At 59.0% G+C, this 23,250-nt stretch carries 23 protein-coding genes; 17 read left to right on the forward strand and 6 right to left on the reverse strand.

Annotation, left to right across the window (positions count from 1 at the left end):
* Positions 1 to 4 precede the first annotated feature (4 nt).
* Complete coding sequence (pstS, locus tag NW806_RS09565) at positions 5 to 1,081, reverse strand: phosphate ABC transporter substrate-binding protein PstS (RefSeq protein ID WP_414410927.1); 1,077 nt, start codon at positions 1,079 to 1,081, stop codon at positions 5 to 7.
* A 338-nt stretch (positions 1,082 to 1,419) separates the two neighbouring features.
* Here pstS and rplI point away from each other — a divergent pair, with 338 nt between their 5' ends.
* The 8 genes from rplI to glmS all read left to right on the forward strand — a co-directional run bounded on the left by rplI (position 1,420) and on the right by glmS (position 10,828).
* On the forward strand, positions 1,420 to 1,881 hold the full coding sequence (gene rplI, locus NW806_RS09570; protein ID WP_414346619.1) for a 50S ribosomal protein L9: 462 nt from the start codon (positions 1,420 to 1,422) through the stop codon (positions 1,879 to 1,881).
* Between the two features lie 109 nt (positions 1,882 to 1,990).
* Positions 1,991 to 3,766, forward strand: a complete 1,776-nt coding sequence (dnaB, locus tag NW806_RS09575; RefSeq protein WP_011430392.1) for a replicative DNA helicase — start codon at positions 1,991 to 1,993, stop codon at positions 3,764 to 3,766.
* Between the two features lie 142 nt (positions 3,767 to 3,908).
* The gene (locus tag NW806_RS09580; RefSeq protein WP_414404744.1) at positions 3,909 to 4,802 is read left to right on the forward strand and encodes a universal stress protein; all 894 of its coding nucleotides are present in this window, start codon (positions 3,909 to 3,911) and stop codon (positions 4,800 to 4,802) included.
* 23 nt (positions 4,803 to 4,825) lie between these two features.
* Positions 4,826 to 5,632: a nickel pincer cofactor biosynthesis protein LarB gene (gene larB / locus NW806_RS09585; RefSeq protein WP_414395101.1), complete on the forward strand. Its 807-nt coding sequence runs from the start codon at positions 4,826 to 4,828 to the stop codon at positions 5,630 to 5,632.
* 242 nt (positions 5,633 to 5,874) lie between these two features.
* A complete protein-coding gene (locus tag NW806_RS09590) occupies positions 5,875 to 6,687 on the forward strand; it encodes a TerC family protein (protein ID WP_414410928.1) in 813 nt (270 codons plus the stop codon).
* A 256-nt stretch (positions 6,688 to 6,943) separates the two neighbouring features.
* The gene (locus tag NW806_RS09595) at positions 6,944 to 7,681 is read left to right on the forward strand and encodes an ABC transporter ATP-binding protein (RefSeq protein WP_414395097.1); all 738 of its coding nucleotides are present in this window, start codon (positions 6,944 to 6,946) and stop codon (positions 7,679 to 7,681) included.
* Positions 7,681 to 8,907 carry an MlaD family protein gene (locus NW806_RS09600; protein ID WP_414410944.1) on the forward strand — a complete coding sequence of 409 codons (1,227 nt, stop codon included), beginning with the start codon at positions 7,681 to 7,683 and terminating at the stop codon, positions 8,905 to 8,907. The genes NW806_RS09595 and NW806_RS09600 overlap by 1 nt, the downstream gene beginning before the upstream one ends.
* 73 nt (positions 8,908 to 8,980) lie before the next feature.
* Positions 8,981 to 10,828 carry a glutamine--fructose-6-phosphate transaminase (isomerizing) gene (glmS, locus tag NW806_RS09605; RefSeq protein ID WP_414410929.1) on the forward strand — a complete coding sequence of 616 codons (1,848 nt, stop codon included), beginning with the start codon at positions 8,981 to 8,983 and terminating at the stop codon, positions 10,826 to 10,828.
* A 23-nt stretch (positions 10,829 to 10,851) separates the two neighbouring features.
* Here the strand turns inward: glmS and kaiC are convergent, their stop codons facing one another.
* Genes kaiC through NW806_RS09620 form a run of 3 tightly spaced genes read right to left on the reverse strand, consistent with a single transcriptional unit; the run spans position 10,852 to position 13,650 of the window.
* Positions 10,852 to 12,441: a circadian clock protein KaiC gene (kaiC, locus tag NW806_RS09610; RefSeq protein ID WP_414395094.1), complete on the reverse strand. Its 1,590-nt coding sequence runs from the start codon at positions 12,439 to 12,441 to the stop codon at positions 10,852 to 10,854.
* Positions 12,442 to 12,457: 16 nt separating this feature from the next.
* Positions 12,458 to 12,760 (reverse strand): circadian clock protein KaiB, encoded by a 303-nt coding sequence (kaiB, locus tag NW806_RS09615; protein ID WP_414395092.1) that lies wholly within the window; start codon positions 12,758 to 12,760, stop codon positions 12,458 to 12,460.
* 2 nt (positions 12,761 to 12,762) lie between these two features.
* The gene (locus NW806_RS09620; RefSeq protein ID WP_414410930.1) at positions 12,763 to 13,650 is read right to left on the reverse strand and encodes a circadian clock protein KaiA; all 888 of its coding nucleotides are present in this window, start codon (positions 13,648 to 13,650) and stop codon (positions 12,763 to 12,765) included.
* Positions 13,651 to 13,828: 178 nt separating this feature from the next.
* Between NW806_RS09620 and NW806_RS09625 the strand changes: the two genes are divergently transcribed.
* Genes NW806_RS09625 through NW806_RS09645 form a run of 5 tightly spaced genes read left to right on the forward strand, consistent with a single transcriptional unit; the run spans position 13,829 to position 17,745 of the window.
* Complete coding sequence (locus NW806_RS09625) at positions 13,829 to 14,761, forward strand: nucleoside hydrolase (protein WP_414395089.1); 933 nt, start codon at positions 13,829 to 13,831, stop codon at positions 14,759 to 14,761.
* A gap of 15 nt (positions 14,762 to 14,776) precedes the next feature.
* Positions 14,777 to 15,346 (forward strand): CDP-diacylglycerol--glycerol-3-phosphate 3-phosphatidyltransferase, encoded by a 570-nt coding sequence (gene pgsA / locus NW806_RS09630; protein WP_414410931.1) that lies wholly within the window; start codon positions 14,777 to 14,779, stop codon positions 15,344 to 15,346.
* Positions 15,303 to 15,830 carry a crossover junction endodeoxyribonuclease RuvC gene (ruvC, locus tag NW806_RS09635; RefSeq protein WP_414410932.1) on the forward strand — a complete coding sequence of 176 codons (528 nt, stop codon included), beginning with the start codon at positions 15,303 to 15,305 and terminating at the stop codon, positions 15,828 to 15,830. Before pgsA ends, ruvC begins: the two co-directional genes overlap by 44 nt.
* Positions 15,831 to 15,883: 53 nt before the next feature.
* On the forward strand, positions 15,884 to 16,531 hold the full coding sequence (locus NW806_RS09640; protein ID WP_414395084.1) for an LON peptidase substrate-binding domain-containing protein: 648 nt from the start codon (positions 15,884 to 15,886) through the stop codon (positions 16,529 to 16,531).
* 26 nt (positions 16,532 to 16,557) lie between these two features.
* Positions 16,558 to 17,745 carry a GNAT family N-acetyltransferase gene (locus NW806_RS09645; protein WP_414410933.1) on the forward strand — a complete coding sequence of 396 codons (1,188 nt, stop codon included), beginning with the start codon at positions 16,558 to 16,560 and terminating at the stop codon, positions 17,743 to 17,745.
* A gap of 4 nt (positions 17,746 to 17,749) precedes the next feature.
* On the opposite strand, the gene NW806_RS09650 is transcribed toward NW806_RS09645, so the two are convergent.
* Complete coding sequence (locus NW806_RS09650; RefSeq protein WP_414410934.1) at positions 17,750 to 18,424, reverse strand: response regulator transcription factor; 675 nt, start codon at positions 18,422 to 18,424, stop codon at positions 17,750 to 17,752.
* Positions 18,425 to 18,582: 158 nt separating this feature from the next.
* On the opposite strand from NW806_RS09650, the gene NW806_RS09655 reads away from it, so the two are divergent.
* Together NW806_RS09655 and NW806_RS09660 are read left to right on the forward strand one after the other, a co-directional pair.
* The gene (locus tag NW806_RS09655) at positions 18,583 to 19,323 is read left to right on the forward strand and encodes a rhomboid family intramembrane serine protease (protein ID WP_414404733.1); all 741 of its coding nucleotides are present in this window, start codon (positions 18,583 to 18,585) and stop codon (positions 19,321 to 19,323) included.
* 43 nt (positions 19,324 to 19,366) lie between these two features.
* Positions 19,367 to 19,930: a Uma2 family endonuclease gene (locus tag NW806_RS09660; protein ID WP_414410935.1), complete on the forward strand. Its 564-nt coding sequence runs from the start codon at positions 19,367 to 19,369 to the stop codon at positions 19,928 to 19,930.
* A 24-nt stretch (positions 19,931 to 19,954) separates the two neighbouring features.
* Here the strand turns inward: NW806_RS09660 and NW806_RS09665 are convergent, their stop codons facing one another.
* Positions 19,955 to 21,547: an NAD(P)H-quinone oxidoreductase subunit 4 gene (locus NW806_RS09665; RefSeq protein WP_414395156.1), complete on the reverse strand. Its 1,593-nt coding sequence runs from the start codon at positions 21,545 to 21,547 to the stop codon at positions 19,955 to 19,957.
* 332 nt (positions 21,548 to 21,879) lie between these two features.
* Here NW806_RS09665 and NW806_RS09670 point away from each other — a divergent pair, with 332 nt between their 5' ends.
* A complete protein-coding gene (locus NW806_RS09670) occupies positions 21,880 to 22,914 on the forward strand; it encodes an adenosine deaminase (protein WP_414410936.1) in 1,035 nt (344 codons plus the stop codon).
* A gap of 56 nt (positions 22,915 to 22,970) precedes the next feature.
* Positions 22,971 to 23,249, forward strand: a complete 279-nt coding sequence (gene yidD / locus NW806_RS09675; protein WP_414404731.1) for a membrane protein insertion efficiency factor YidD — start codon at positions 22,971 to 22,973, stop codon at positions 23,247 to 23,249.
* The last annotated feature ends 1 nt before the right edge of the window (position 23,250 follow it).

Genomic DNA, 23,250 nt, shown 5'->3' on the forward strand with positions numbered 1-23,250 from the left:
ACCTCTACGGAGTGATGCTTTCCAGGGCAGCCAGAGCTTTCTTCCGCGTTTCCTCTGGCAAGGGCACATAGCCCAACGGCTCCGCAAAGGATTGCCCTTCGGTGAGGCCGTAGCGAAGAAACTCTTTGACAGCCTTGGAGGTTTCAGCTTTGGGATAGGCTTTGTAAGCCAAGATCCACGTGTAGCCCACAATGGGGTAGGAGTCTTCCCCTGCGGGATCTGGGTCAACCCCCAGCAGCCGCTCGTCGAGCTTGATTCTCGCCAGCGCTGCCTGCTCCGTCTCAACTTTGGGGGTGACGAACTTGCCTGCCCGGTTTTCCAGGCGAGCGATATTTAGGTTGTTGAGCTTAGCAAAGCCGTACTCCACATAGCCGATTGAGCCAGGAATCTGCTTGATTTGTTCAGAAACGCCTTCGTTACCGCGAGCTCCCACGCCAGTTGGCCAGTTCACGGAAGAGCCACGGCCCACTTTTTGCCGCCATTCGGGGCTAATGGCGTTGAGGTGGGTGGTAAAGATGTCGGTGGTGCCACTGCCATCAGAGCGGTGCACAACAGTAATCGGCAGATCTGGGAAAGTCACGCCTGGGTTAAGGCCAGCCAGCAGCGGATCGTTCCAGTTCTTGATCTTGCCCAGGAAGATATTGACCAGCGCCAGGCGAGAGAGGCGAATTTCAGGACCTACGCCGGGGACGTTATAGGCTGCCACCACTGCCCCGCCCACCATAGGCACGGCCACCATGCCCTTGGGAGGTTTGGCTTCACCCTCAACCTGGCTAATCTCCTCAGGACGCGGCACGCTATCGGTGGCGCCGAAGTCGACAGTGCGGGCCACAAATTGCCGACGGCCAGCGCCGCTTCCCACCGATTGGTAGTTGACTTGGATGTTGGGGTTTTTCTTGCCAAATTCTTGGGCCCACTTTTGGTAGAGGGGGGCCGGGAAGGTAGCTCCAGCGCCGTTGATTATCGTCTTCTGCTGGGCAAACGCTCGCTGCCAGCCGGCCTGACTTGCCGCAAAACCAGCAGCAACTGCCGACAAGGACTTGAGGAAAGAACGACGACTCAAGGAATGCGACATCAACATACAGAAGATCTCTCCACTGAAGAGCGTGTCCTAGCCCAGGTCAAAAAGCTGCAACTGCGAAACCTAACTCCAAGAGTTCAGTCCACCGGGCCGAAGAAAGCACAGGATCTCGTTGAGACCCCAACCCTTGCAACTCAGCCGTTAAATGTAACGTAAGGTCAACCCTTTTTTGGTTAACAAGAGGTTAAATTCAGGTTATTTCTAGGCCCAGCAGCCGAGGTCGCGACTGTCGGGCTTAATCAGGGTAGAGACCCCAGGGGGAGGCTGGGGCTGGGCTGACATTGGTCGGGGGAATGCCTAGAATAGAAGGCTGTCAAGAGAGTGGGTGCCTTCCTCCTATGGCAAAAGATGTGCAGGTGATGCTGCGCCAGGCGGTTCCTGGGCTCGGCAAGCCGGGAGAGGTGGTGAGTGTCAGGCCGGGCTATGCCCGCAACTACCTTTTCCCGCGGCAGATGGCGGTGCGGCTTACGCCTGGACTTCTCAAGGAGCAGCAGATGCGGCGGGAGCAGGAAGCAGCCCGCAAGCTGGCTGAGAAGCAACAGGCGGAAAACTACAAAAAGGCTTTGGAGACGATTGGCCGTTTTGTCATCCGCAAGAAGGTGGGCGAAAAAGACCTGCTCTTTGGACAGGTAACTGCCAGCGATATTGCCGAGGTGGTGCTGGCTACCAGTGGCCTCGATATTGACCGCCGTAACGTCTTGCTCAATGAGGAGATTAGGAAAACTGGGGTTTACCTGGTGCAGGTGAAGTTACACCCCGAGGTTACTGCTACGCTACGCATTCAGGTCACGCCTGAGTAGAAAAGAGGTTCTGGTTCAGACGGCTATGCCCACTTGGCCCGCTGCGCTAGGGTGTGCAGCCTAGCAGTCGGAGAGCGGGGAAAGCTTGGTTTTTCTACCCTGGCTGGTGGTGATTAGCGATTACGACCTGACCGGTGGGGATCGGCTTCCGCCTCAGAACATAGAAGCGGAGGAGGAGATCTTGGGCGGCATCCTCCTTGACCCTGAGGCGATGGCGCGGGTGGCGGAGCTCTTGCGGCCTGAGATGTTCTACCTCTCCGCCCACCAGGAGATCTACCGGGCTGCTCTGCAGTTGTACAGCCAGGGCCAGCCCACTGACCTGACCACTGTTTCTGCCTGGTTAGCAGATCACCAGCTCTTGGAGCGAGTGGGAGGAACGGCGGCAATTCGCCGCCTAGTGGAGCAGACGGTTAGCAGTGTCAACATCGACCAGTATGCCCGTCTGGTGGTGGACAAATACATGCGCCGCCGGCTGATTCAAGTCAGCAACACCTTGGCGCGTCTGGCCTACGACACTAGCCAGCCTCTCCCTCAGCTCCTGGATCGAGCCGAGCAAGAGGTGTTCAGCCTCACCCAGGAACGGGTGCAGCGCAGCCTTGTTCCAGCCTCGGAAGTTTTGGTAAACATCTTCTCAGAGTTGGAGGAGAGGTTCCAGAGCGGGGCTCAGATCCCTGGGATCCCGACCAAATTCATTGACCTCGACAACCTGACCCAGGGCTTGCAGCGGTCGGATTTGGTCATCCTAGCCGGCCGTCCCTCGATGGGAAAGACCAGCCTGGCTCTTAACATTGCCCAAAATGTGGCTGCCTACGTCAAGCAACCGGTGGCCATCTTCAGCCTGGAGATGTCGCGGGAGCAACTGGTGCAGCGGCTCTTGGCCAGCGAGGCGCGCATTGATAGTAGCCGTCTGCGATCCGGGCGCATCAGCGAGAATGAGTGGCAACGCCTGGGGCAGGCGATTGGCTTTTTGTCGCAACTGCCTTTGTTTATCGACGACACGCCCAACTGCACGGTTACAGAAATTCGCTCTAAGGCGCGGCGTCTGCAGGTGGAGCAAGGAGGGACGTTGGGGTTGGTGTTGATCGACTACTTGCAGCTCATCCAGGGATCTGAGTCCGACAACCGGGTGCAGGAATTGTCGCGCATTACCCGCGGCCTCAAGGCGCTAGCCAAAGAGCTGATGGTGCCGGTGCTGGTGCTATCTCAGCTCAGCCGGGCAGTGGAGTCGCGCTCAGACAAGCGTCCGCAACTGGCAGATTTGCGGGAGTCGGGTTGTCTAGCCGGCGATACCCGCGTGAGGGACGTGGATCGCGGCAAGATCTGGCGGCTGGAGCAACTGGCAGCCCTGCCGCCTTCAGCAGAACTGCCGCGCCTGCTTAGCCTCAATGGGCGCGGGCGGCTGGTGCCCCAACAGCCAGTGAGGGTATTTTGCAGTGGGCGGCAGCCCACATGTCTTCTAAAAACCCGCCTCAACTTTTCCATTCGTGCCACTGGCAACCACCCCTTCCTAACTCGGGACGGCTGGAAAACCCTCGACGAGCTGCAACTGGAGGAGGAGGTGGCGGTGGTGGTGCAGGAGGGGTTGATCTGGGATCCCGTCGTCTTCATTAGCGAGCCGGGGGAGCCGCAACCGGTTTACGACATCGAGATGCCCCGCCACCACAACTTTGTGGCCAACGGCCTGCTGGTGCACAACAGCATCGAGCAGGATGCCGACGTGGTGATGATGATCTACCGGCCCGAGTACTACGATCCCAACACCAGCGATCGCGGAATTGCGGAGGTAATTGTTGCCAAACACCGCAACGGCCCCACGGGCACGGTGCGCCTTTTGTTTGAAAGCCAGTACACCCAGTTTCGCAACTTGGCGGATCCCTATCGGTGAGCGAAAGCCGCAGCAGAAAAAGCCGCAGCAGAAGTAGATCGGGACTCCTTTCAAGGACAGGTCCGGGGTGCGAGGTGTTAGCCTGAGATTGCCCCCCTAGGGCAGGTCGCTGTTGCTGGCTACCCCCTCTGCCTAAAGCCATATGTTCAAAAGCCTGTTGATCGCCACCGATTGCCGCGATGGACTGCAGCGTTTTGGCAAATGCCTAGAAGAGCTTTACCTGAATGGGATTGAGCGCGTTGCTTTTGTGCATAGCGTTGCCCGGCAGGACGACGACATTGGCCTTCCCGAAGACCTCACCCCCAAAGTGCAGGCGCAACAGGCTCGCTTACAAGAGGTGTTGAGCGCCGTTCCTGCAGGGCTGGAAGTCGAAGTCTTGGTGCAGGCGGGCAAGGCGGTGGATCTGATTTTAAGAGGGATCCAAACCTGCAGCTCCGACTTGCTAATCACAGGCATGGGGATCCACAATCTGCTCACCGAAAAACTGTTTGGAAGCACCACCTTGGAGCTGCTGCCGAAGCTGACCATCCCGGTAATGGTGATGCGTCCGCAACTCATCGCCGCCTTTACTCTGGAAGAATTGCGCCTTCGCAGCCGCCACCTATTTCGCTCTCTCCTAGTGCCTTTTGACTTTGAGGAGCCCCGCCGGCAGCTCCTCAGCCGTCTTGGCCAACTGCTGCCAGGAACTTCCCAGTGTCAGGCCATTACGCTGCTCTATGTGGTGGATCCCAGCGCCCGCCGCAACCAGGGATCGCCGGCAGAAGAGCTCAAGCGCAGGGCCGAGGCCGACTTGGCCCGGCTAGTCGAACCGCTGGTCGAGCAGGTAAAACCGGTGCAGTTGCGGGCTTTGGTGCGGGTGGGATCCCCGCTTCAGGAAATCCTAGCCACCGCTGCTGAGGAGGACATGACCGCCATTGCCACCGCCTCCCCACGGGTGGGGACCTTTTGGGAGTGGTCAATCCGTAGCCTCACCGGCGAGATTCTACGGCAAAGTTGGCATCCGGTGTTGTTTTTCCCGCGCGGTTCCTTGGCGTAGTAGAGCTGCCCAACCCCCCTTCTATGCCGCTTGACCAAACCTTGAAGGAACTGTTCCAGGCGGTGGCTCAGGGGAAGCTCTCTCCCGAGCAGGCCCTGCAAGCCTGTCGCTTCCTGCCTTTTGAGGCGGTAGGAGACTTCGCCCGGGTGGATCACCATCGCCTTCTGCGCACCGGCTTTCCCGAAGCCGTGTGGGGGCCGGGCAAAACTCCCGAGCAGATTGCCCAGATTCTGGAGCGGCTGCACCGCCAGGGATCCCTAGCTTTGGCCACCCGCGTCGATCCCTCGGTCTATGCCCAAGTTCGCTGCCGCTTGCCCCAGGCCCAGTATTCTCCTGTAGCGCGCTTGTGCTGGATCCCTCCCCAAAAGGTGCATAGCTATCCCGGCCAGATTAGCGTGATCTCCGCTGGCACTGCCGACGTGCCGGTGGCTGAAGAGGCCGCTCTCACCGCCGAGCTCTCCGGGTTTCAGGTCAACCGCCTCTGGGATGTGGGAGTGGCCGGGATCCACCGCCTGCTGCACCACCGCGCCGCTCTGGAAGCCGATGTGCTCATTGTAGTGGCAGGCATGGAGGGAGCCTTGGCCAGCGTGGTGGCGGGCCTGGCAGACTGTCCGGTAATCGCTGTGCCCACCAGCGTTGGCTACGGGGCCAGCTTCCAGGGCTTGGCTGCCCTACTGACCATGCTCAACTCCTGTGCGGCGGGAGTGGGAGTAGTGAACATCGACAACGGCTTTGGGGCGGCCATTTTGGCAGGCCAGATCCTGCGCTGTGGACAGCGGCTAGCGACGCGATTGCCTTCGCCTGCAACCCCTGGAGATAGGGAAGGTTAAGAAATGTAAAACGATCCTGAGCTGGACAAGCTATACTCGGGCCATAGCTATGCTGGAGCTTTGAATTTCTCCGCTGGGAGGAAGCTGAGGGGTCGAGCCTTTCTCCAGCTACCCTTCTTGGGGCACTTCCTCAACGACCACAAAAATCTTCCGAAAGGGGGGTTATGGACGTAGGATAGCAGTCTGGGGTTGGCTGCACGGGACGAACGACTCTTTGACCGGAGCACAGGAAGCTCGCTGCTATGTCAATCAAGGCAATAGACACCGCTGTGGCTCTTGTTCAAGGGATAATTCAGTCCTTTAGTTGGGCGGATCTCTTTTTGGTGGTGGCTCTGGTGTTTTTGGAAGCAGCCCTCTCTGCCGATAACGCTGTCGCCTTGGCTGCTTTGGTCAAGCATTTGCCCACCCCCCAGCAGCAGAACCGGGCTTTGCGCTGGGGCATCGTCGGCGCCTATGGCTTTCGTATTGCCATCGTGTTTGCAGCGGTGTGGTTGGTCGAGTACCCGCCCGCGCGATTCTTGGGGGCCTGCTACCTGCTCTGGCTGGCCTGGCAACATTTTCGCGGGGAAGAAGAAGGCCCAGCACAGGACATCACTCGCCAGGCCAATTTTTGGCAAACGCTGGTCATGGTGGAGCTCACCGACCTTGTGTTTTCCTTCGACAGCATTGCTGCTTCCGTGGCCGTCTCCCGCAAGGCGTGGGTGATCATCCTTGGCGGCATCCTCGGCATTACCCTGATGCGCTACATGGCCTCTTTGTTCTTGCGCTGGCTGGATGAGTTTTCCCGCCTGGAAGATGCTGCCTTTGCCATCATCGCCCTAGTGGGAAGCCTCATGCTGCTGGAGGTGTTCTTCCCCCAGATCGAGATCCCGGACTGGGGAATGGTGGTGGCTGTGTTCCCTGTGTTTGTCTGGGGCTTCTCCCAGCGCCGCAGTCCTTCTCCCCCAGCCGTGGCCCAGCCAGATTCGGCTCTGCCCCGTTTAACAGAGGAGATCCCTGCCAGCTTAGCCGCTCTTGCTGAAGTGGAGTCTGCCGCCGAGCTACAGTTGGACTAAATCGCCAGCAGGTTGTCCGGGCAGGGGAAGGGCCTTGTAGACTAGCAGTGGAGGCAAGCCACCGGAGGAACGTACCCTGATTCCGCAGTTTTGCCGGAAGTGGTGGACAAAGTGCTGCCAGCAAGCCATTGCCACAAGCAAGGACAACCACCAGAAGCCCCCAGCAGGGGTAGAGGGTGGACACTCTCCAGCCAAGGTAGACGAGCCGATCCCTCTGGTAGAGCTGCGGCAGGTCTCTAAGCGCTTTGGGGCTACGGTGGTGCTGGATCGGATTGACCTCAAAGTGTACCGGGGCGATGCCCTAGGACTGGTGGGGCCTTCCGGTACTGGCAAGTCGACCCTGTTGCGCATCATCGCGGGCCTAACGGAGCCCGACGCTGGCGAAGTGCTCTGGTGCGGTATTCCTTTGCCAGAGATTCAGGCCGGCCACCGCACTCCTCCTTTGCGGCTGGGCATGGTATTTCAGCAAGCGGCTCTATTCGACTCCCTAACGGTGGAGGAAAACGTCGGTTTTTTGCTCTACGAGCACTCGCGGCTGCCGCGAGCCCGCATTCGGGAACTGGTGGCGGCCAAGCTGGAGGCGGTGGGGCTGGCGGGTAAGGAGAACAGCCTGCCGGAAGAGCTCTCTGGGGGGATGCGCAAACGGGCTAGCTTTGCCCGCGCCATCATAGAGGATCCCTCTCTGCCCCAAGACGAGCCGCAACTGCTGCTTTACGACGAGCCCACAGCGGGCCTGGATCCCATTGCTTCCACCGTAATCGAAGACCTCATCCGGGATCTGCAACAGGTGAAAAAAGCTTGCGAGAGCTACATCGTCGTAACCCACCAGCACAGCACCATCTACCGTGCCACCGACCGCGTTGTGCTCTTGGCCCAGGGGCGGGTGCAGTGGGAGGGATCCGTGCAAGAGATTGAGACGAGCGACAACCCCTTTGTGCGGCAATTCTTCAGCGGTAGTGTAGAAGGGCCAATTCAAGTGGCAGGGCAGGTGTGATGCGTTCGCGAGCCATCCGAGAAGGGGCAGTGGGCCTGTTGATCTTGGCGGGGGTTCTGATCTTTGCCGGGCTGTTTCTGTGGATCTACAACCTGCGCTTTGGCAGCCGCGGCTTTCGGTTTACCGTTACCTATCCCGGCGTGGCCGGCCTGGCGGAGGGCTCTAGCGTGCGGCTGCGGGGGGTAGCTGTGGGCCGGGTGGAGCGCATCGTGCCTCAGGCAGCTCAGGTGGAGGTCCAGGTGGCCATCGACCAGCCCTTGATCATCCCTCGCGATGCTCTGTTTATTACCCAGCAAACAGGGTTGGTGGGGGAGACGGTGGTGGACATCTTGCCTAGGGGGAGTGTCGAGGGGGCAGTGGGATCCCCCCTAGCTGCCGATTGCGACCGCAGCCAAATCATCTGCGATGGCGATGTGGTGGAGGGCACACCGGGGGTGGATTTTGGCCAGTTGCTGATTCGCCTGGAGCGGTTGCTTGCACGGGTTGACGATGATGAGGTTTTTAGCACCCTTAACGCCACCCTAGAAGGGATCACCCGCGCTGCCGACAGCGTGGCCAACCTCTCGGAAACCCTGGAAGAGCGGGTGGCAGCCCTGCGCACGGAAGATCTGGACTTGTTGGAATTTACCAAGGCGGCTAGAGCAGTGAGCCAAACTGCCACAAGTCTCCAGGAGGCTGCCGACCAGTTCACGGCCCTGCTTCTAGAAAATCGCGCCTCGCTCCAGGCCGCCCTAGAGAATATCCAGCAGGTGAGCGCCGATCTGGAGGCGATGTCGAGCGCGGTTCGCCCGCTGCTTACCGATCCGCAACTGCAGGAGGAGGTGCGCCAGATCCTAGTAGGGGCACGAGTAACGGCGGAGAACACGGCCAAGGCCACTGAGGATCTGCGGCAGCTTGCGGCTGCCCTAAGCGACCCGGGCACCCTAGCAACCTTGCGCCAAACCCTGGACTCCGCCCGCATCTCCTTTCAGAACGTGCAAAAGATCACGGCTGACATCGACGAGCTTACCGGGGATCCCCAGTTTCGCCGCGCCCTGCGAGAGCTGGTGTTGGGGCTGAGCAACTTGGTTTCCAGCGCCCCTTCCAACAACGGGATTCAGCCCGCTGCTGCCCAAGTCGCGCCCGTTTCTTTTACCCTCGCCCCTATGGGGCAGCAGCCGGTTCCCCAAGAGGAAGCCAAGATCCCTGCCGAGATCCGCTCCCCTAGCAGCGGCAAAAGCCATTGAAGGGATCCCGAAGCTGGGGTAGGCTTTGCGGGTATAGGACGCCGCGCCGTTGACCAGGGTTGAGGTGTGAGGAATGTGTGGCATTGTCGGCTATGTGGGCTTTCAGTGGGCTGCCCCCATTCTGGTGGAGGGCCTACGCACCTTGGAGTATCGCGGCTATGACTCCGCAGGCATTGCCACCGTGGATCCAGAAGAAGGCTTGAGGATCGTGCGGGCCACCGGCAAGCTGCACAACCTGGTGGTGAAACTCACTACAAACATGCCCACAGCCAAGGTGGGGATTGGGCATACCCGCTGGGCCACTCACGGCGGCATTAGCGAAGAAAATGCCCATCCCCACTGCGACGTCCAGGGGCGCGTCGTGGTTATTCAAAACGGCATTGTGGAGAACTACCTGGAGCTAAAGGAAGAGCTGCTGCGGCGAGGGGTTACCTTTCGCTCCCAAACCGATACCGAAGTCATTGCCCAACTGCTCGGCCTCTACGTCGAGGAGCTGGGATCCTTTGAGGTGGCCTTTGGCAAAGTGATGGGACGGCTGCGGGGAGGAAATGCCGTGGTGGCTTTGGATCGGGAGGCGCCGGATCGGCTGATGGCCGCCCGCCTGGGCAATGCCGGGGCTGTGGTGATTGGGGAGGGGGAAGGGGAAAATTTTGTGGCCTCAGATCTGCCCGCCATCATCCGCCACACCCGCAGGGTGGTGTTTCTGGAAGATGGAGAGATGGCCATCCTCACCGACTCCAGCGTGCGCTATCAGCGCATTACCGGCGAGGAGCTGCGCAAAACCCCCCTTACAGTGGCCTGGGATCCGGTCTCGGCGGCCAAGGGCGGCTACAAGCACTTCATGCAAAAAGAGATCCACGAGCAGCCGCGCACCATCACCGAGACGCTGCGGGGGCGGGTGGATCTGGAAGCAGGCCGGGTGAACTTGGAGGGGCTGGCCCTGACAGAAGTGCAACTGGCTCAGGTGGAGCAGATCCACGCTGTGGCCTGCGGCACTGCCTGGCACGCCTGCCTGGTGCTCAAGTACTTCATTGAGAGCCTGGCCCGCACCCCGGTGCAGGTGGACTACGCTTCCGAGTTTCGCTACCGCCAGCCGGTGCTGCGTCCCCACAGCCTGCTTTTGGCTCTTACTCAATCCGGGGAGACGGTGGATACGCTGGCAGCCATGAGCGAGGCCCGCAGCCAAGGGATCCCCACCCTAGCCATCGTCAACGCCATCGGATCCCAGGCCACCCGCCTGGCGGATGCGGGGGTTATCTACATCCACGCCGGGCCGGAGATCGCCGTGGCTTCCACCAAGGTCTTTACCGGCATGTTGGTGGCAGGGTACCTGCTGGCCCTGCAACTTGCCCAGGCCAAAGGGATCCTCAGCCCAGCCCAGATCCGCTCCCACCTGCAAGCTTTGATCGAGCTGCCAGCCAAGATCAGCCTCTTGTTGAAAGACGCCGCCCTCTACGACCACCTGGCGGAACAGTACCACCATGTCACCGACATGCTCTACCTGGGCCGCTGGGTCAATGCCCCCATTGCTCTAGAGGGGGCGCTAAAGATGAAAGAAGTGAGCTACATCCATGCCGAGGGCTACCCAGCAGGGGAGATGAAGCACGGCCCCATTGCTCTCATCGACGAGCGCATGCCAGTGGTGTGCATTGCCACCCGCGATCCTGTCTACGAAAAAATGCTCTCCAACATCGAGCAGGTGCGGGCGCGGGGCGGGCGGGTCATTGCTCTAATTAACCCGGAAGATACCCAGGTGCGGGAGAAAGCCGACCACGTCATCGAGGTGCCCAGCACCACTCCTCTGCTGTCAGCGGTTTTGAACGTCATCCCCTTGCAGTTGTTTGCCTATGCCATGGCCCTCCGCCGGGGAGCCGACGTGGATCAGCCGCGTAACTTGGCCAAGTCGGTTACGGTTGAATGAGCAGCGTTTGGTGAACCTTTCACCTAATCTAGGTTTTGCACAATTCGGGAAAGCTCACTTCTCTCGTCCACACTGATTCGGGTCGGGGATCCGCTGATAATCCGCTCGTAGCCGCGGAAGGAATCGCGAATTTCAATGCCCGAGTTGGAGATGACGTACTCGCGGATGCCCTTGTCGTGCCAAGATCCCCGCATCTTAAAGACGTTGAGGGCCCGCGCCATCTCGCCCCGAATCTCCACGTACTGCAGCAGAATAATTGTGTCGGTAATGGTGGAGATGTGGGACTCAGTGATGGAGTGGGATCCCATGAATTGGTCAGTAGTGTTGGTGAAAAAGCCAGTGATCTCCTCCTGCTTGGCTAGGCTAGTTACACCAATAACAAACTGCCGAAAAGCATCTTGGCTTACGCCCCGCGCCAGCGCCGAGAGGGAGTCAATGGCCATGCGGGAAGGTTTGAAGGCCATCATCTCCGCTTTGATCCGCTGCAGATGGTCTTCCAGACCAGCAGACTCGGGGTAGGCGCAGATGATCTTGAGGAGGCCCTGCCGTTCAAACCCCTCTAGGTCGATGCCCCAGGAAGAGGCATTGCGGGCAAGCTGCGCCCGCGACTCTTCATAGGCAAAGAGAAGGCAGCGCTCCCCATTCAGGCAGCCCCGCTCGAGGAACTTGCTCACTAGCGAAGTCTTGCCAGTTCCCGTGGCGCCGGTGGCCAGGATAATTGAGTCCTTGAAGAAGCCACCGCCACACATTTCGTCCAGCTTCTCAATTCCAGAAGAGATGCGCACATTGGAAGAGCGCTGAGTAAGTTGCATCGCCCCCAAGGGGAAGATGCTGATCCCCTCGTTGGTGATGGTAAAGGGATATTCGCCCTTCATGTGGGTGGTGCCGCGCAGCTTCAAGATCTCGATGGTGCGCCGCCGTTTTTCTCCTTCCAGGATGTTGCGCAGGATTACCACGTTGTCGGAGACAAATTCCTCCACCCCGTAGCGAGCAATTGGGCCGTACTCGTCCGTGCGCTCCGTGGTCATGACGGTGGTGACGTTGGCCTGCTTGAGGCGGGCCGTCAAGCGGAAGAGCTCCCGCCGCACCACGCCGGCAGGGTCGTACTGCTGAAAGATGGCGGTCACCGAGTCGATGGCAACCCGCTTGGCCTTGTATTTGCGAATGGCGTACTGGATGCGTTCGATGAGGCCAGACAAATCGAAGTTGCCGCTGACCTCGTAGCCCTCCGGGTCTGGAGAAGCATCCAAGATAAAGAGCTGACCTTTGTCGATGAGGGCCTGCAGATCCCAGCCAAAGCTGGAGGCGTTGCGGATAATGTCGGCAGGGGTTTCCTCAAAGGTAACGAAGATTCCCGGCTCTTGGTACTTGACGATGCCGTTGTAGATAAATTGCAAGGCAAACAGGGTCTTGCCCGTACCCGAGGTGCCGCTGACCAGGGTGGCGCGCCCCAGGGGCAGGCCGCCGTGGCTGATGTCTTCAAAACCTTCGATGCCCGTTTGCTTCTTGGGGATCCCGCGCAGCTCTGGGCTGCCGTTGCGGCGGCTAAGGATCTCCTCGGCAGCATTCTCCTGCAGGTTTTCCGGCCCAGAAGGTTCCAATGGCTGGCTCATCCTGCTCTCTCTCCTCTTAATCCTCTTCGTCCGCTTCTTTGCAGAGTAGATCTAGGCCGATGAGCACCTTCTCGCGGTTGGACAAGTCGCCAATGATCTTCCGTACCGGCGGCGGCAAAACCTTGGTCAGGGTTGGTGTCGCCAAGATCTTATCCTCCTCTGCCAGTTGCGGGCTCTTCAAGACATCGATTACCTTCAGGCTGTAGACGCCGCCGAACTCCTTTTCTAGGATCTCTTGCAAGGTGTTGAGGGCGCGCAGAGAACTGGGCGTATTGCCCGCCACATAGAGCTTGAGGACATAGGCTTTGCGACTGGACATGGCTAGGGATCTCTTGGAGCAGGTTTGGGAAGGGAGCGGCGGTACATTTCACTGAGGTGAGCCATCACGTCGATGAGGGTGAGGCGGTAATCCAGCAGGATCTCTTCGCTGCGACCCTCCAGCTTCAGTTGTTTGGCAAAATCCTCCATCAGGTTCATGTGCAGCTCCAAGAGTTGGGCAGCACTGATGTCGGCAAAAAAGGCAAGCGCCACCAGCTCGTCAATGCGGGCATTGACCGTCTCAGGAGATTGGAAATAGTCCAAGACAATGGCCTGGTAAAGATTGCGCAGCCGCCGCATGAGGGCCTGTTGCTCCTCAGGGGGCAGGTGGCGATAAAACAGGGCTGGATCCCGATGGTAGTACACCCCGGCATAGCCCAGCCGCTCCCGCAGCTTTTCTGCCAGCCGCTGCTGTTGCCGGTAACTGTCCTCAGGGTGGGGGAGGGCTGGGGGCAAGCTGCAGATGGGAGAAACCTGGAGAAAGAAGGCAATGGCCCGACTAACAAGCAGCTCCAAGGTGGAAGGGGAAGTCGGGGTCGGGGGGCAAAGCAGCTCTTGGGGCGAGACAAGGCGAACCAGGGTAGCGTTGTGGTAGAAAAATTGCTCTCGCTTCAGCAAAGCTCTGGCCTCTGGAGAAAGGGGAGGCGCGGCGGAGAGGCTGGCAGCTTTTTCTGGTTGGAGCTCGGCCGCCTCTGCAACCATAGCCACCACGGCTGGCAACAGCAGCCCCTGCTTGCAGAGCTGTTGGCCTAGCGCCTCCAGCGTGGGTAGCCGCTCCAGGGCTACCAAGAGCACCAGGCAGTCTGGATGGCTTTCTTCCTGTTGCAGGGCTTCCAGGAGAGTCTGGGGATCCTGGAAAACCTCAGTTACAAAACGGTCTGGCGGCAGCAAAACCTCTAGCGCCAGCTGCTTTCCTCCAGCCGGCTCCCAGGCGAGCAAAAAGCAAACGTGCAGCGGATAGGCGCTGGTCTCCAACAGGATATAACGATAAGAACTGTCTCTAATCTTAAACTTCCTAAACTGCCTGGAATCTGCCTCGCGCTCAAGAAGCCTACACTGGGGGTGCCCCATGCTGCCTTTGATTATCGACTGTGACCCTGGCCAAGACGACGCTGTAGCCCTGCTGCTGGCGCTGGCCTCGCCTGAGCTAGAGGTGCTGGGCATTACCACGGTAGCCGGCAACGTCTCTTTGGAGAAGACTAGCCGCAACGCCCGGCAGATCTGCGAGTTGGCCGGCCGCCCGCAGGTGGGAGTTTATGCCGGCTGTCCCCGCCCGCTGTTGCGCCCCCTGGAAACCGCGGAGGAGGTGCACGGCAAAAGCGGGATCGACGGGGCCAATTTGCCAGAGCCGCAGATGCCGCTGGGATCCCAGCACGCGGTGCAGTTTCTCATGGAGACCCTTAGGGGGGCGCAGCAGCCCGTAACCTTGGCGTTGTTGGGCCCGATGACCAACCTGGCGGTGGCCCTAGTGCAGCAGCCCCAGATTGTGGAGCGCATCGGGCGGCTGGTGTTTATGGGAGGATCCGCTTTTGAGGGCAATGTCACGCCGGCTGCCGAGTTCAACATCCTCACTGATCCCCACGCCGCCCAGATTGTCCTCAGTGCCGGGATCCCCGAAGTCGTCATGCTCGGCCTAAATGTTACCGGACAAGTCCTCAGCACCCCAGAGCGGATCGAGCGCATCCGCGCCCTGGGCACTCGCGTTGGGCAAACGGTGGCCGACATGCTTACCTTCTACGGCAAGTTTGATGTCCGGCGCTACGGCCTGCCAGGAGGGCCCTTGCACGATCCCTGTGTCATTGCTTACCTCCTGCAGCCGCAGTTGTTTGAGCTCAAACCCTGCTATGTAGAGGTGGATACCGTCAGCCCGCTCAACCTGGGCCGGACGGTGGTGGATCGCTGGGGCCTCAGCGGTCGCCCGGCCAACGTGCAGGTGGCTTTTGGGGTGGATGCAGAAGGGTTCTACCGCCTGCTCACTGAGCGCTTGGGCCGCTATCGCTAGCTAAAGAGGAAAACAATGAGCCAGACCCCCCCAGCTCCCTTTGGCAAACCGGCGTGGCTAAACCTGCCCACGGCTTTTACCCTGTTGCGCCTAGTAGGGATCCCCTTCATCCTGGGGGGACTGAGCCTGAGATCCCCAGAGGGGGAAAGACTGGCCCTCTGGGCGTTTCTAGGGGCAGCGGCAACCGATTGGCTGGATGGCTACCTGGCCCGCCGCTACGGGCTGGTCACCGACCTCGGCAAGGTTTTGGATCCCTTGGTGGATAAGCTGCTGGTGCTGGCGCCGCTGCTGGGCCTGGTGGAGCTGGGGCGGATCCCGGCCTGGGGGGCTTTCCTGTTGGTGGGGCGAGAGCTAGCCATCGCTGGCTGGCGGGCCAACCAAAGTCAGGTTCACAGCGCCAATTTCTGGGGCAAAGCCAAGACGGCAGTCCAAATCCTGGCCATTGCCCTGCTCATCCTCAATTGGCCGGGTGGGATCCCCTGTTTTTGGGTGGCGGTGGCCCTTACCCTGATTTCGGGGCTAATCTACTTGCGCAGCAACCATGCCGCCGCAACCTCTTCCCCCGCAAAGGACTCCCTGGCCTGACAACCTTCCCGAGCAGCGCATCCTCGGCCTCGACCCCGGCTTGGGGACGGTGGGCTTTGGCTGCATTCTGGCCAGATCCGATGGTCTCCAGTCTCTGGACTACGGCATCATCAGCACGCCCGGGGAGCAGCCCATCCACGAACGGCTGCAGATTCTCTACGAGGATTTGAGGGAGCTCCTGCGGCAGCTGCAGCCTCACCAGGTGGCCCTGGAAAAGCTCTTTTTCTACAAGATGAGCAACACCATCCCCATTGCCCAGGCGCGGGGGGTGATTTTGCTCGTCTTGGCCCAGCATCAGCTAGTGCCGGTGGAGTTTACCCCCGCCCAGGTGAAGCAAAGCCTAACAGGCTATGGCCGCGCCGACAAACAGGCCGTACAGGCTGCCGTGGCCCGCGAGCTCAACCTGCCCTGCTTACCCCGTCCCGACGACGCTGCCGATGCCCTAGCCCTTGCCATCACCCTCTGGCACCACCGCTTTGCCTAGGGCTTTTTCGGGATCGCTAAACTAGACTCAGGAGCGCAAAATACAAAAGCCTTATGCCTTCCTCTTCTGTGGATGTTTGCGAGCTGCCCCTATTTCCCTTGCCAGAGGTGGTGTTGTTTCCAGGCCGTCCCCTGCCGCTGCACATTTTTGAGTACCGCTATCGCATGATGCTCAACACCATCCTGGAGACGGATCGGCGCTTTGGGGTGCTGATGTTCGATCCCCAAAAGGGATCCCCTGTCCAAGTGGGCTGCTGTGCAGAGGTGGTGCAGGTGCAAAGGCTGCCGGACGACCGCATGGATATTATGACCGTGGGACGGCAGCGCTTCCGCGTGCTGGACTACGTGCGGGAAAAGCCTTTCCGGATTGGGCTGGTGGAGTGGATTGAGGACGAGCCCCCCCAGGGCGATCTTCAAGACTTGGTCGCTCAGGTTTCTACTCTGCTCCAAGAGGTGGTGCGCCTCTCCAGCAAGCTGATGGAACGGGAGGCGGCACTGCCAGACTCGTTGCCCACCGACCCTGTAGAGCTATCCTACTGGGTTGCTAGCCACTTCCATGGAGCCCCTCGCGATCAGCAGGCGCTATTGGAAATGGTCAGCACTGAAGCTCGGCTGCGGCGGGAAGCCGAGATCCTCGAGTCCGCCTGCAAGCACTTGGCTGCCCGCACTGCCCTCAAGGATCTCTTTTCCAAGAGTTCTTGAAGTTGCCCAAAAAGCAGAGCAGGTCAATGTCAACGGGCTTGCAAGTGCGCTGGTGTCACGATATCCGCCAGATCCCTGCCTCTAGTTGGCACGCTCTGCAAACGGAGCGCACCTCTCCCTTTTTGGAATACGAGTGGCTATACAGCTTAGAGGCTTCCGGCTGTGCCGGCCGCAACACGGGTTGGCTGCCTTGTCACCTGCTTGTGGAGGCGGGGGGACAGCTGATTGCGGCGGCTCCCTTGTATTTGAAAAGCCACAGCCAGGGAGAATTTGTCTTCGACCAGGAGTGGGCTGCTGTGGCCGCCCGACTGGGGGAACGCTACTACCCTAAGCTCATCGGCATGGCTCCCTTTACGCCGGCCACCGGCTATCGCCCTCTTGTCCACCCCGACTACTCAGAGGCAGAGGTGTGGCCCTTGATGTTGGCCGCCATCGATCGCTTCTGCCAAGATAACGATATTTCCGTGTTCAGCCTGCTCTACGTGGATTTGGAGTGGCGATCCCAGCTAGAAGCCGACGGATTCACCCCCCGAATTACCCACAACTACCAGTGGCACAATCCTGGCTACCGCTCTTACGAAGACTTTTTGAGCCAGTTCAACGCCAACCAGCGGCGCAATATCAAGCGAGAGCGGGCCGCCATGGAAAAAAGCGGCATAGAACTCAAGGTCTACACCGGTGAGGAAATCACGCCGCGTCTACTTTCTCTCATGTACGACTTCTACAGCAACACCTGCGCTCAGTTTTGGAACTGGAGCAAATACCTTAACCGCCGCTTTTTTGAATCCCTCTATCCCAACTACCGGCAGCGACTGGTGCTAGTAGCCGGAGAGCGAGATTCAGAAGTGATAGGAATGTCTTTTTGTGTCCGCAAAGGGGATCGCCTCTTTGGGCGCTACTGGGGCTGCCGGGAAGAGGTGAAGTTCTTGCACTTTAACGTGTGCTACTACGAGCCCATTGCCCTGGCCATCCGGGAGGGGATCCGCAACTTCGATCCCGGAGCCGGGGGATCCCATAAAATCCGACGGGGATTCCCAGCTACACCAGTGTATAGCTACCACCGCTTCTATCGTCCACGGCTAGGGCAGGTTTTGGTGCCCTATTTAAACCGCGTCAATCCCCTCGTGTTGGCCGAGCTGGAGAGAGTCAATCAGAACGAGGTCCCCTTTCGAGAAGACATTCTGCCTTCTTTGTCTACCCTCACTCGAGGCTAAACAACTACCACTGGATAAGCTTTCTCTGGACTGCCGCCATGCACATGGCAACGCGAGCATTGATCTCATCTTCCGACCCAAAGATATCAAGCTTTTCTTTGAGTCTTTGAATACAGTTTTGTACGGTCTTTTTGCTCGTGTGGATGCGGTCAGCAATGGCCTGGTCAGTAAGGGCCTCCTTGCAGAGTAAGTTTAAGACTTCAATTTCCCGCTCCGTCAACTTCGTTAGGCCGCGCAACTCTCGCGGCATGCGCAATTCCCCGTTGAGAGCACTTTTGGCCCCTTCCAGGAAGACGCTGCGCCGCTCCATTTTGTTGACGGCGGCAAATCCGCCCTGGTGCTTGCTGATTAGGCCCACCAGGGGAGTTAGCAGCAGGGGCTCGCTGGAATAAACCATCACGTTCAGGGTGGGGTAGTTCTCGAAAATATGGCGCAACAACTCTAGGCCCGGCTCAGCAGACTGCTCGCCGCTGGTTTGACCGTAGAGCAAGTCGACCACCACCAGGTCTGGCTGCTCCCGCTGCAACCGCCGGATGGCGTCCATCGGATTGGAAACAGCAATGCACTGGGCATCGGCTGCAATCCGCTGTAGCCACTCGCAATTGTTTTGGGCGACCTCGGGATGATCCTCGACCACCAAAAACTTAAGCGGGGCAGTTCGGCTCTCAACCTCAGACATCAATCCTCTCCTCAAATCCACTGTCAGCTGTGAGGGACAGCAAGCACACCCCTGCCGTCTAGGGATCCTACCAGCCAGCTACCCTAGGGTAGCCTCAAGCTGGGTCGGGGAAGACATATCGAGCTAGGCTAGAGGGCGATGTCAACCGGATTCTAACCGTGGTACCCCTCCAAGATCGCAACCCCACTACCCGCCCGGCCTATGTTACCTATGCCCTGGTCCTCATCAACATCCTGGTTTTTGTGTATGAGCTTACCCTATCCCCGCAAGAACTGGTGGCCTTTTTCCGAGAGTGGGCAGTGGTGCCAGCGGAACTAACGGCCAGCTTCCGAGGCGAGATCACCTCTTCGCTGCGCCCCGAATGGGTAACTCTATTCACCTCACAATTTTTGCATGGGGGCTTCCTGCATCTTGGCGGCAACATGCTCTTTTTGTGGGTCTTCGGCAACAACGTCGAGGATCGCCTGGGCCATGTGCGCTACCTCATTTTTTACCTAACTTGTGGAGCCTTGGCCGCCCTAACTCAGTGGTTTTTCGATATGGAGTCCGCCATCCCTTCGCTGGGGGCAAGTGGGGCTATTGCGGGGGTGTTGGGAGCCTACATCCTGCGGTTTCCCCAGGCTGAGATCCTGACTTTGGTGCCCCTGGGCCTTTTTACCACAACCGTCTATGTTCCCGCCTGGGTGTTTTTGGGCTTTTGGTTTGTGCAACAGGCATTTTATGGCATTGCTAGCCTGCAGACTCCTATCAATATTGGCATGGAGGGGGGAGGGATCGCCTACTGGGCCCATGCCGGAGGTTTTGTGTTTGGTCTCATCTTGGGGCCCTTGATGGGGCTGTTTGCTGGCAAAAGCCCCTATGACCGCCAGCAGCAGCACTACCCAGACTTAGATCTGTAGCTCTGACTGTCAGATTCCAAAGGCAACTTGCGAGGAAAAAAGCATGGTCAGTCTACCTGCCAAGTCTTTAACTCTGGAGGAGTTTCTACACCAGCCGGAAACTGAGCCTCCTAGCGAGTTCATGGAAGGAGAAATTACCCAAAAACCGATACCACAAGCAAAACATAGACGTCTCCAACTAAAACTGGGCAGCTTCATCAACGAGCTGTTGGAGCCTCCTCAACTAGGGATGGCCTTTCCAGAGCTACGCTGCACCTTCGCCGGATATGCAATTGTGCCCGACATTTCTGTGATCGTCTGGGAGCGGATTCCTGTGGATGAAGACGGCACTATTCAAAACCTCATACCTTTCTGCCCTGATTGGGCGATCGAGATCCTCTCTCCCGATCAAAACCAAGTGAAGCTGGTCAAAAAAATCTTGATCGGCTTGGCCCACGGCTGCCAAATGGGGTGGATCGTAGCTCCCGAAGAAAGGGTTGTTTTTGTCTACCCTGCCGGGCAACAGCCGACAGTGCATGAGGATCCCCAAGAGGTTATCCCCGTTCCCGCCTTTGCCCAAGGGATCCAACTGAGCATCGAGACATTGTTTGGCTGGCTGCAGGTTTAGGCTGGCAAAAGGCAGCTACCTCCTTCAACGGCTGTTGGAGAGAGCAGGAGCTTGGGCAACTGTCCCACTGGCCTGGGGCAGTTCCTGCCGCAGCAGGGCCACCAAGGCATTCGTGGACTGGTCGTAGAGGCTAGTTACCAGCTTGGGGTAAAGCCCAATGCCGATGACAGGGATGAGCAGACAGGCGATGATGAACACCTCTCGCGGCTCGGCATCCACCAATTCTTCGTGTTCGGTGAGCTCTTTGTTTTCCGGGCCAAAGAAGATCTGGCGCAGCATCGACAGCAGGTAGATGGGAGTCAGAATCACCCCAACGGCGGCTAGGAAAACTACCACCAGCCGGAAGGGAAGGGAGTAGGCATCGCTGGTAGCCATGCCGACAAAGACCATCAGCTCAGCCACAAAGCCGCTCATGCCGGGCAGCGCCAGAGAGGCCAACGAGCAGGCGGTGAACATCGAGAAAATCTTGGGCATCTTTAAGCCAACGCCGCCCATTTCCTCCAGCTCCAGGGTATGAGTGCGGTCGTAGGTGGCCCCCACCAAGAAGAAGAGGCTGGCCCCAATGAGCCCGTGGGAGATCATCTGCAGCATGGCGCCACTCATGCCGATCTCCGTTAGGGATCCGATGCCGATGAGGACGAAGCCCATGTGGCTGATGGAGGAGTAAGCGATCTTCCGCTTCAAGTTGCGCTGGGCAAAGGAAGTGAGGGCAGCAAAGATGATGTTCACCACCCCCAGCACGATCAAGACGGGTGCAAAGTAAAGGTGGGCATCCGGCAGCATGCCCGCGTTCATGCGCATCAGGGCATAGCCCCCCATCTTGAGCAGGATCCCGGCCAGCAACATGTGAACGGGTGCCGTGGCTTCGCCGTGGGCATCGGGCAGCCAGGTGTGCAAGGGGAAAATGGGCAACTTCACCCCATAGGCAATGAGGAAAGCTCCGTAGAGCAGCAACTGGAAGTTCAGTGGATAGCTTTTGCTAGCCAAATCCGTCATGTCAAAGCTGACGGGATCCCCGTAGAAGGCCATAGCCAAGCCCGCCACCAGGATAAACAAGGAGCTGAGGGCGGTGTAGAGAATGAACTTGGTAGCCGCATAGAGGCGGTTAGGTCCCCCCCAGATGGAGAGGAGCAAATACACCGGGATCAGCTCCAGCTCCCACATCAGGAAAAACAGCAGCATGTCCTGCACGGCGAACACCCCAATCTGGCCGCCGTACATAGCCAACATGAGAAAGTAAAACAGGCGCGGCTTAAGGGTAACCGGCCAAGCGGCCAAGATGGCGAGGGTGGTTACAAAGGCCGTGAGCAGGATCAGCGGCATGGAAAGGCCATCGGCCCCAACTGACCAGCTCAAGCCCACTTGGGGCACCCAGGTGTAGCGCTCCAGCAGTTGCAAGCCCGTCTGGCTGGGGTCGTAGCCCACATAGAATCCAGCCAGCAGGATGAGCAGGTCAGTAACCGCAACAAACAGGGCAAACCAGCGGATCCGCTCCGCCAACTTTTGGGCATAGGCCCGGGTGGTGGGATCCCCCGCCGGCGCCGGGATCACCGGAATGAAGAGGGCGGCCACCACCGGATAGACAATGACTGTGGTCAGCCAGGGAAACTCGTGCAAGCTGGGCAGCGCCATGAAGATAACCTCGTTACGCTAAGTTCGTGCCACACCCTTCCAGGAAGATTGCTGTCGGCTACAGCCAACAGCCCTTCATCAGTATCTCTGCTCAGTAAACCTCCAGGACTATCTTACTCAAGGCTCCTTCGCTCTTCGTCGCCGGGGATGCTCCAACCGGTGCCCCTCCCAAGCCTCACTGCCTGATCCCTGGTTGGCCAACCCTGCACAATTGGGCCTGGACAAGGCCACTGCTGCTGGATAACAATAGGCAGAAACAGTACTTAACAACCAAGCCAAGTCTGCCTCAGGGGTGGCTCCGGGCGAAGCTTCAAGGTATGGCACTGCATGCGGAGTTGCACCGCCACCTAGGCGGTTCGGTTGTTCCCAGGATTTTGTGGCGCTACCTGCATCGCCACGGGTCTCCCCTGGCAGAACGCTTTCCCGACTACGCTGAGTTTGAGGAGTTCTACACCCGCCCCCGCAACACCCTGGAAGAGTACCTAGAGCTGCACACCCTGGTGGAGCAGGTGCAAACTCTAGAGAGCTTACCCTATTTCGTCTACCGCCTGATCCGGGGGGCCTATGTCTTTGAAGACCTGGCCTATCTGGAAATTCGCTACACCCCCTACCTACGCACGGATCCTAGGCTGGACGAGGCCGATCGCCTCAAGCAGATGCGGCAAGTCATTGAGATAGTGGGGCAGGCCTGCCAGCAGCGAGAATATCCCATCATCACTACCCAGATCGTGTGTTTGCACTCCCGCCTGCCCAGCCACATCAACCGCGCCATGGTCGAGGCGGCTGCTGAGTCGGAGTATGTCAGTGGCATTGACCTGGCCGGGGGAGATAAGGCCTACGGCGAGCGGATGGACGAGTGGATTGAGCTCTTCAAGTACGCCCTGGCCCGTGGCCTCAAAACTACTGCCCACCTCTATGAGACGCTGGATGGCTGTTATCCAGAGCTGTTGCCCTATGTCTTGCGGATTGGTCATGGCATTCAGATCCCTCTCCACTACCCAGAGCTGCTGCCAGAGCTGGCGCGGCGGGGCCAATGCCTGGAGGTCTGTCCTACCACTTACCTGAAGACAGGTACGCTGCCCAGCTTGGAGCCCCTTAAACTGGTCTTTGACCGCTGCTTTGAGGCAGGGGTGGATATCGCCATCTGCACCGACAACGCCGGCTTGCACAATGTGCGTCTGCCGTTTGAGTACGAGAACCTACTGACCCACGACATCATCGATTTCGATCAGCTTAAGCGGTGTCAGGAGGCGGCTTTTCGCCACGCTTTTGCCTGGCCTTACAAAGAATACCCAGCTCTGCTGTTGTCGGAGCTCCAGCGGTCGGCATCGGCTTCCTTAGTGGCTTTGTAGAACCTAGGTAGCCTGTAAGCCAAGGTTTAACGCCGCCGTTAGGTAAGGGTTTGCTCATGCGGGAACAATCGGATCTCTTGACCCGTAGCCTCATCGCCCTGATCCGAGGCTACCAGGTGGCCATTTCCCCTCTGCTACCGCCTGCCTGCCGCTACTACCCCACTTGCTCCCAGTACATGCTGGAAGCGGTGCGGCGCTATGGGGCCATCCGAGGGGGTTGGCTAGGGATCCGCCGCCTCTGCCGCTGCCATCCTTGGCACCCAGGGGGCTACGATCCAGTGCCTGACTTGCCGGGATCTGCAGCCGACGAAAACTGTCGCCCCAGCCGCAACTGAA

It is taken from the genome of Synechococcus sp. W65.1 (assembly GCF_047461615.1).
In the GTDB taxonomy this organism is placed as follows: domain Bacteria; phylum Cyanobacteriota; class Cyanobacteriia; order Thermostichales; family Thermostichaceae; genus Thermostichus.

Coding starts and splice junctions, on each gene's coding strand:
- larB (WP_414395101.1), top strand. CDS start 4,826: ATGCCGCTTGACCAAACCTTGAAGGAACTGTTCCAGGCGGTGGCTCAG.
- NW806_RS09645 (WP_414410933.1), top strand. CDS start 16,558: ATGTCAACGGGCTTGCAAGTGCGCTGGTGTCACGATATCCGCCAGATC.
- rplI (WP_414346619.1), top strand. CDS start 1,420: ATGGCAAAAGATGTGCAGGTGATGCTGCGCCAGGCGGTTCCTGGGCTC.
- yidD (WP_414404731.1), top strand. CDS start 22,971: ATGCGGGAACAATCGGATCTCTTGACCCGTAGCCTCATCGCCCTGATC.
- NW806_RS09670 (WP_414410936.1), top strand. CDS start 21,880: ATGGCACTGCATGCGGAGTTGCACCGCCACCTAGGCGGTTCGGTTGTT.
- glmS (WP_414410929.1), top strand. CDS start 8,981: ATGTGTGGCATTGTCGGCTATGTGGGCTTTCAGTGGGCTGCCCCCATT.
- ruvC (WP_414410932.1), top strand. CDS start 15,303: ATGCCGCCGCAACCTCTTCCCCCGCAAAGGACTCCCTGGCCTGACAAC.
- kaiB (WP_414395092.1), bottom strand. CDS start 12,760: ATGTCCAGTCGCAAAGCCTATGTCCTCAAGCTCTATGTGGCGGGCAAT.
- NW806_RS09640 (WP_414395084.1), top strand. CDS start 15,884: ATGCCTTCCTCTTCTGTGGATGTTTGCGAGCTGCCCCTATTTCCCTTG.
- NW806_RS09600 (WP_414410944.1), top strand. CDS start 7,681: ATGCGTTCGCGAGCCATCCGAGAAGGGGCAGTGGGCCTGTTGATCTTG.
- NW806_RS09660 (WP_414410935.1), top strand. CDS start 19,367: ATGGTCAGTCTACCTGCCAAGTCTTTAACTCTGGAGGAGTTTCTACAC.
- NW806_RS09580 (WP_414404744.1), top strand. CDS start 3,909: ATGTTCAAAAGCCTGTTGATCGCCACCGATTGCCGCGATGGACTGCAG.
- pgsA (WP_414410931.1), top strand. CDS start 14,777: ATGAGCCAGACCCCCCCAGCTCCCTTTGGCAAACCGGCGTGGCTAAAC.
- NW806_RS09625 (WP_414395089.1), top strand. CDS start 13,829: ATGCTGCCTTTGATTATCGACTGTGACCCTGGCCAAGACGACGCTGTA.
- NW806_RS09650 (WP_414410934.1), bottom strand. CDS start 18,424: ATGTCTGAGGTTGAGAGCCGAACTGCCCCGCTTAAGTTTTTGGTGGTC.
- pstS (WP_414410927.1), bottom strand. CDS start 1,081: ATGTTGATGTCGCATTCCTTGAGTCGTCGTTCTTTCCTCAAGTCCTTG.
- kaiC (WP_414395094.1), bottom strand. CDS start 12,441: ATGAGCCAGCCATTGGAACCTTCTGGGCCGGAAAACCTGCAGGAGAAT.
- NW806_RS09590 (WP_414410928.1), top strand. CDS start 5,875: ATGTCAATCAAGGCAATAGACACCGCTGTGGCTCTTGTTCAAGGGATA.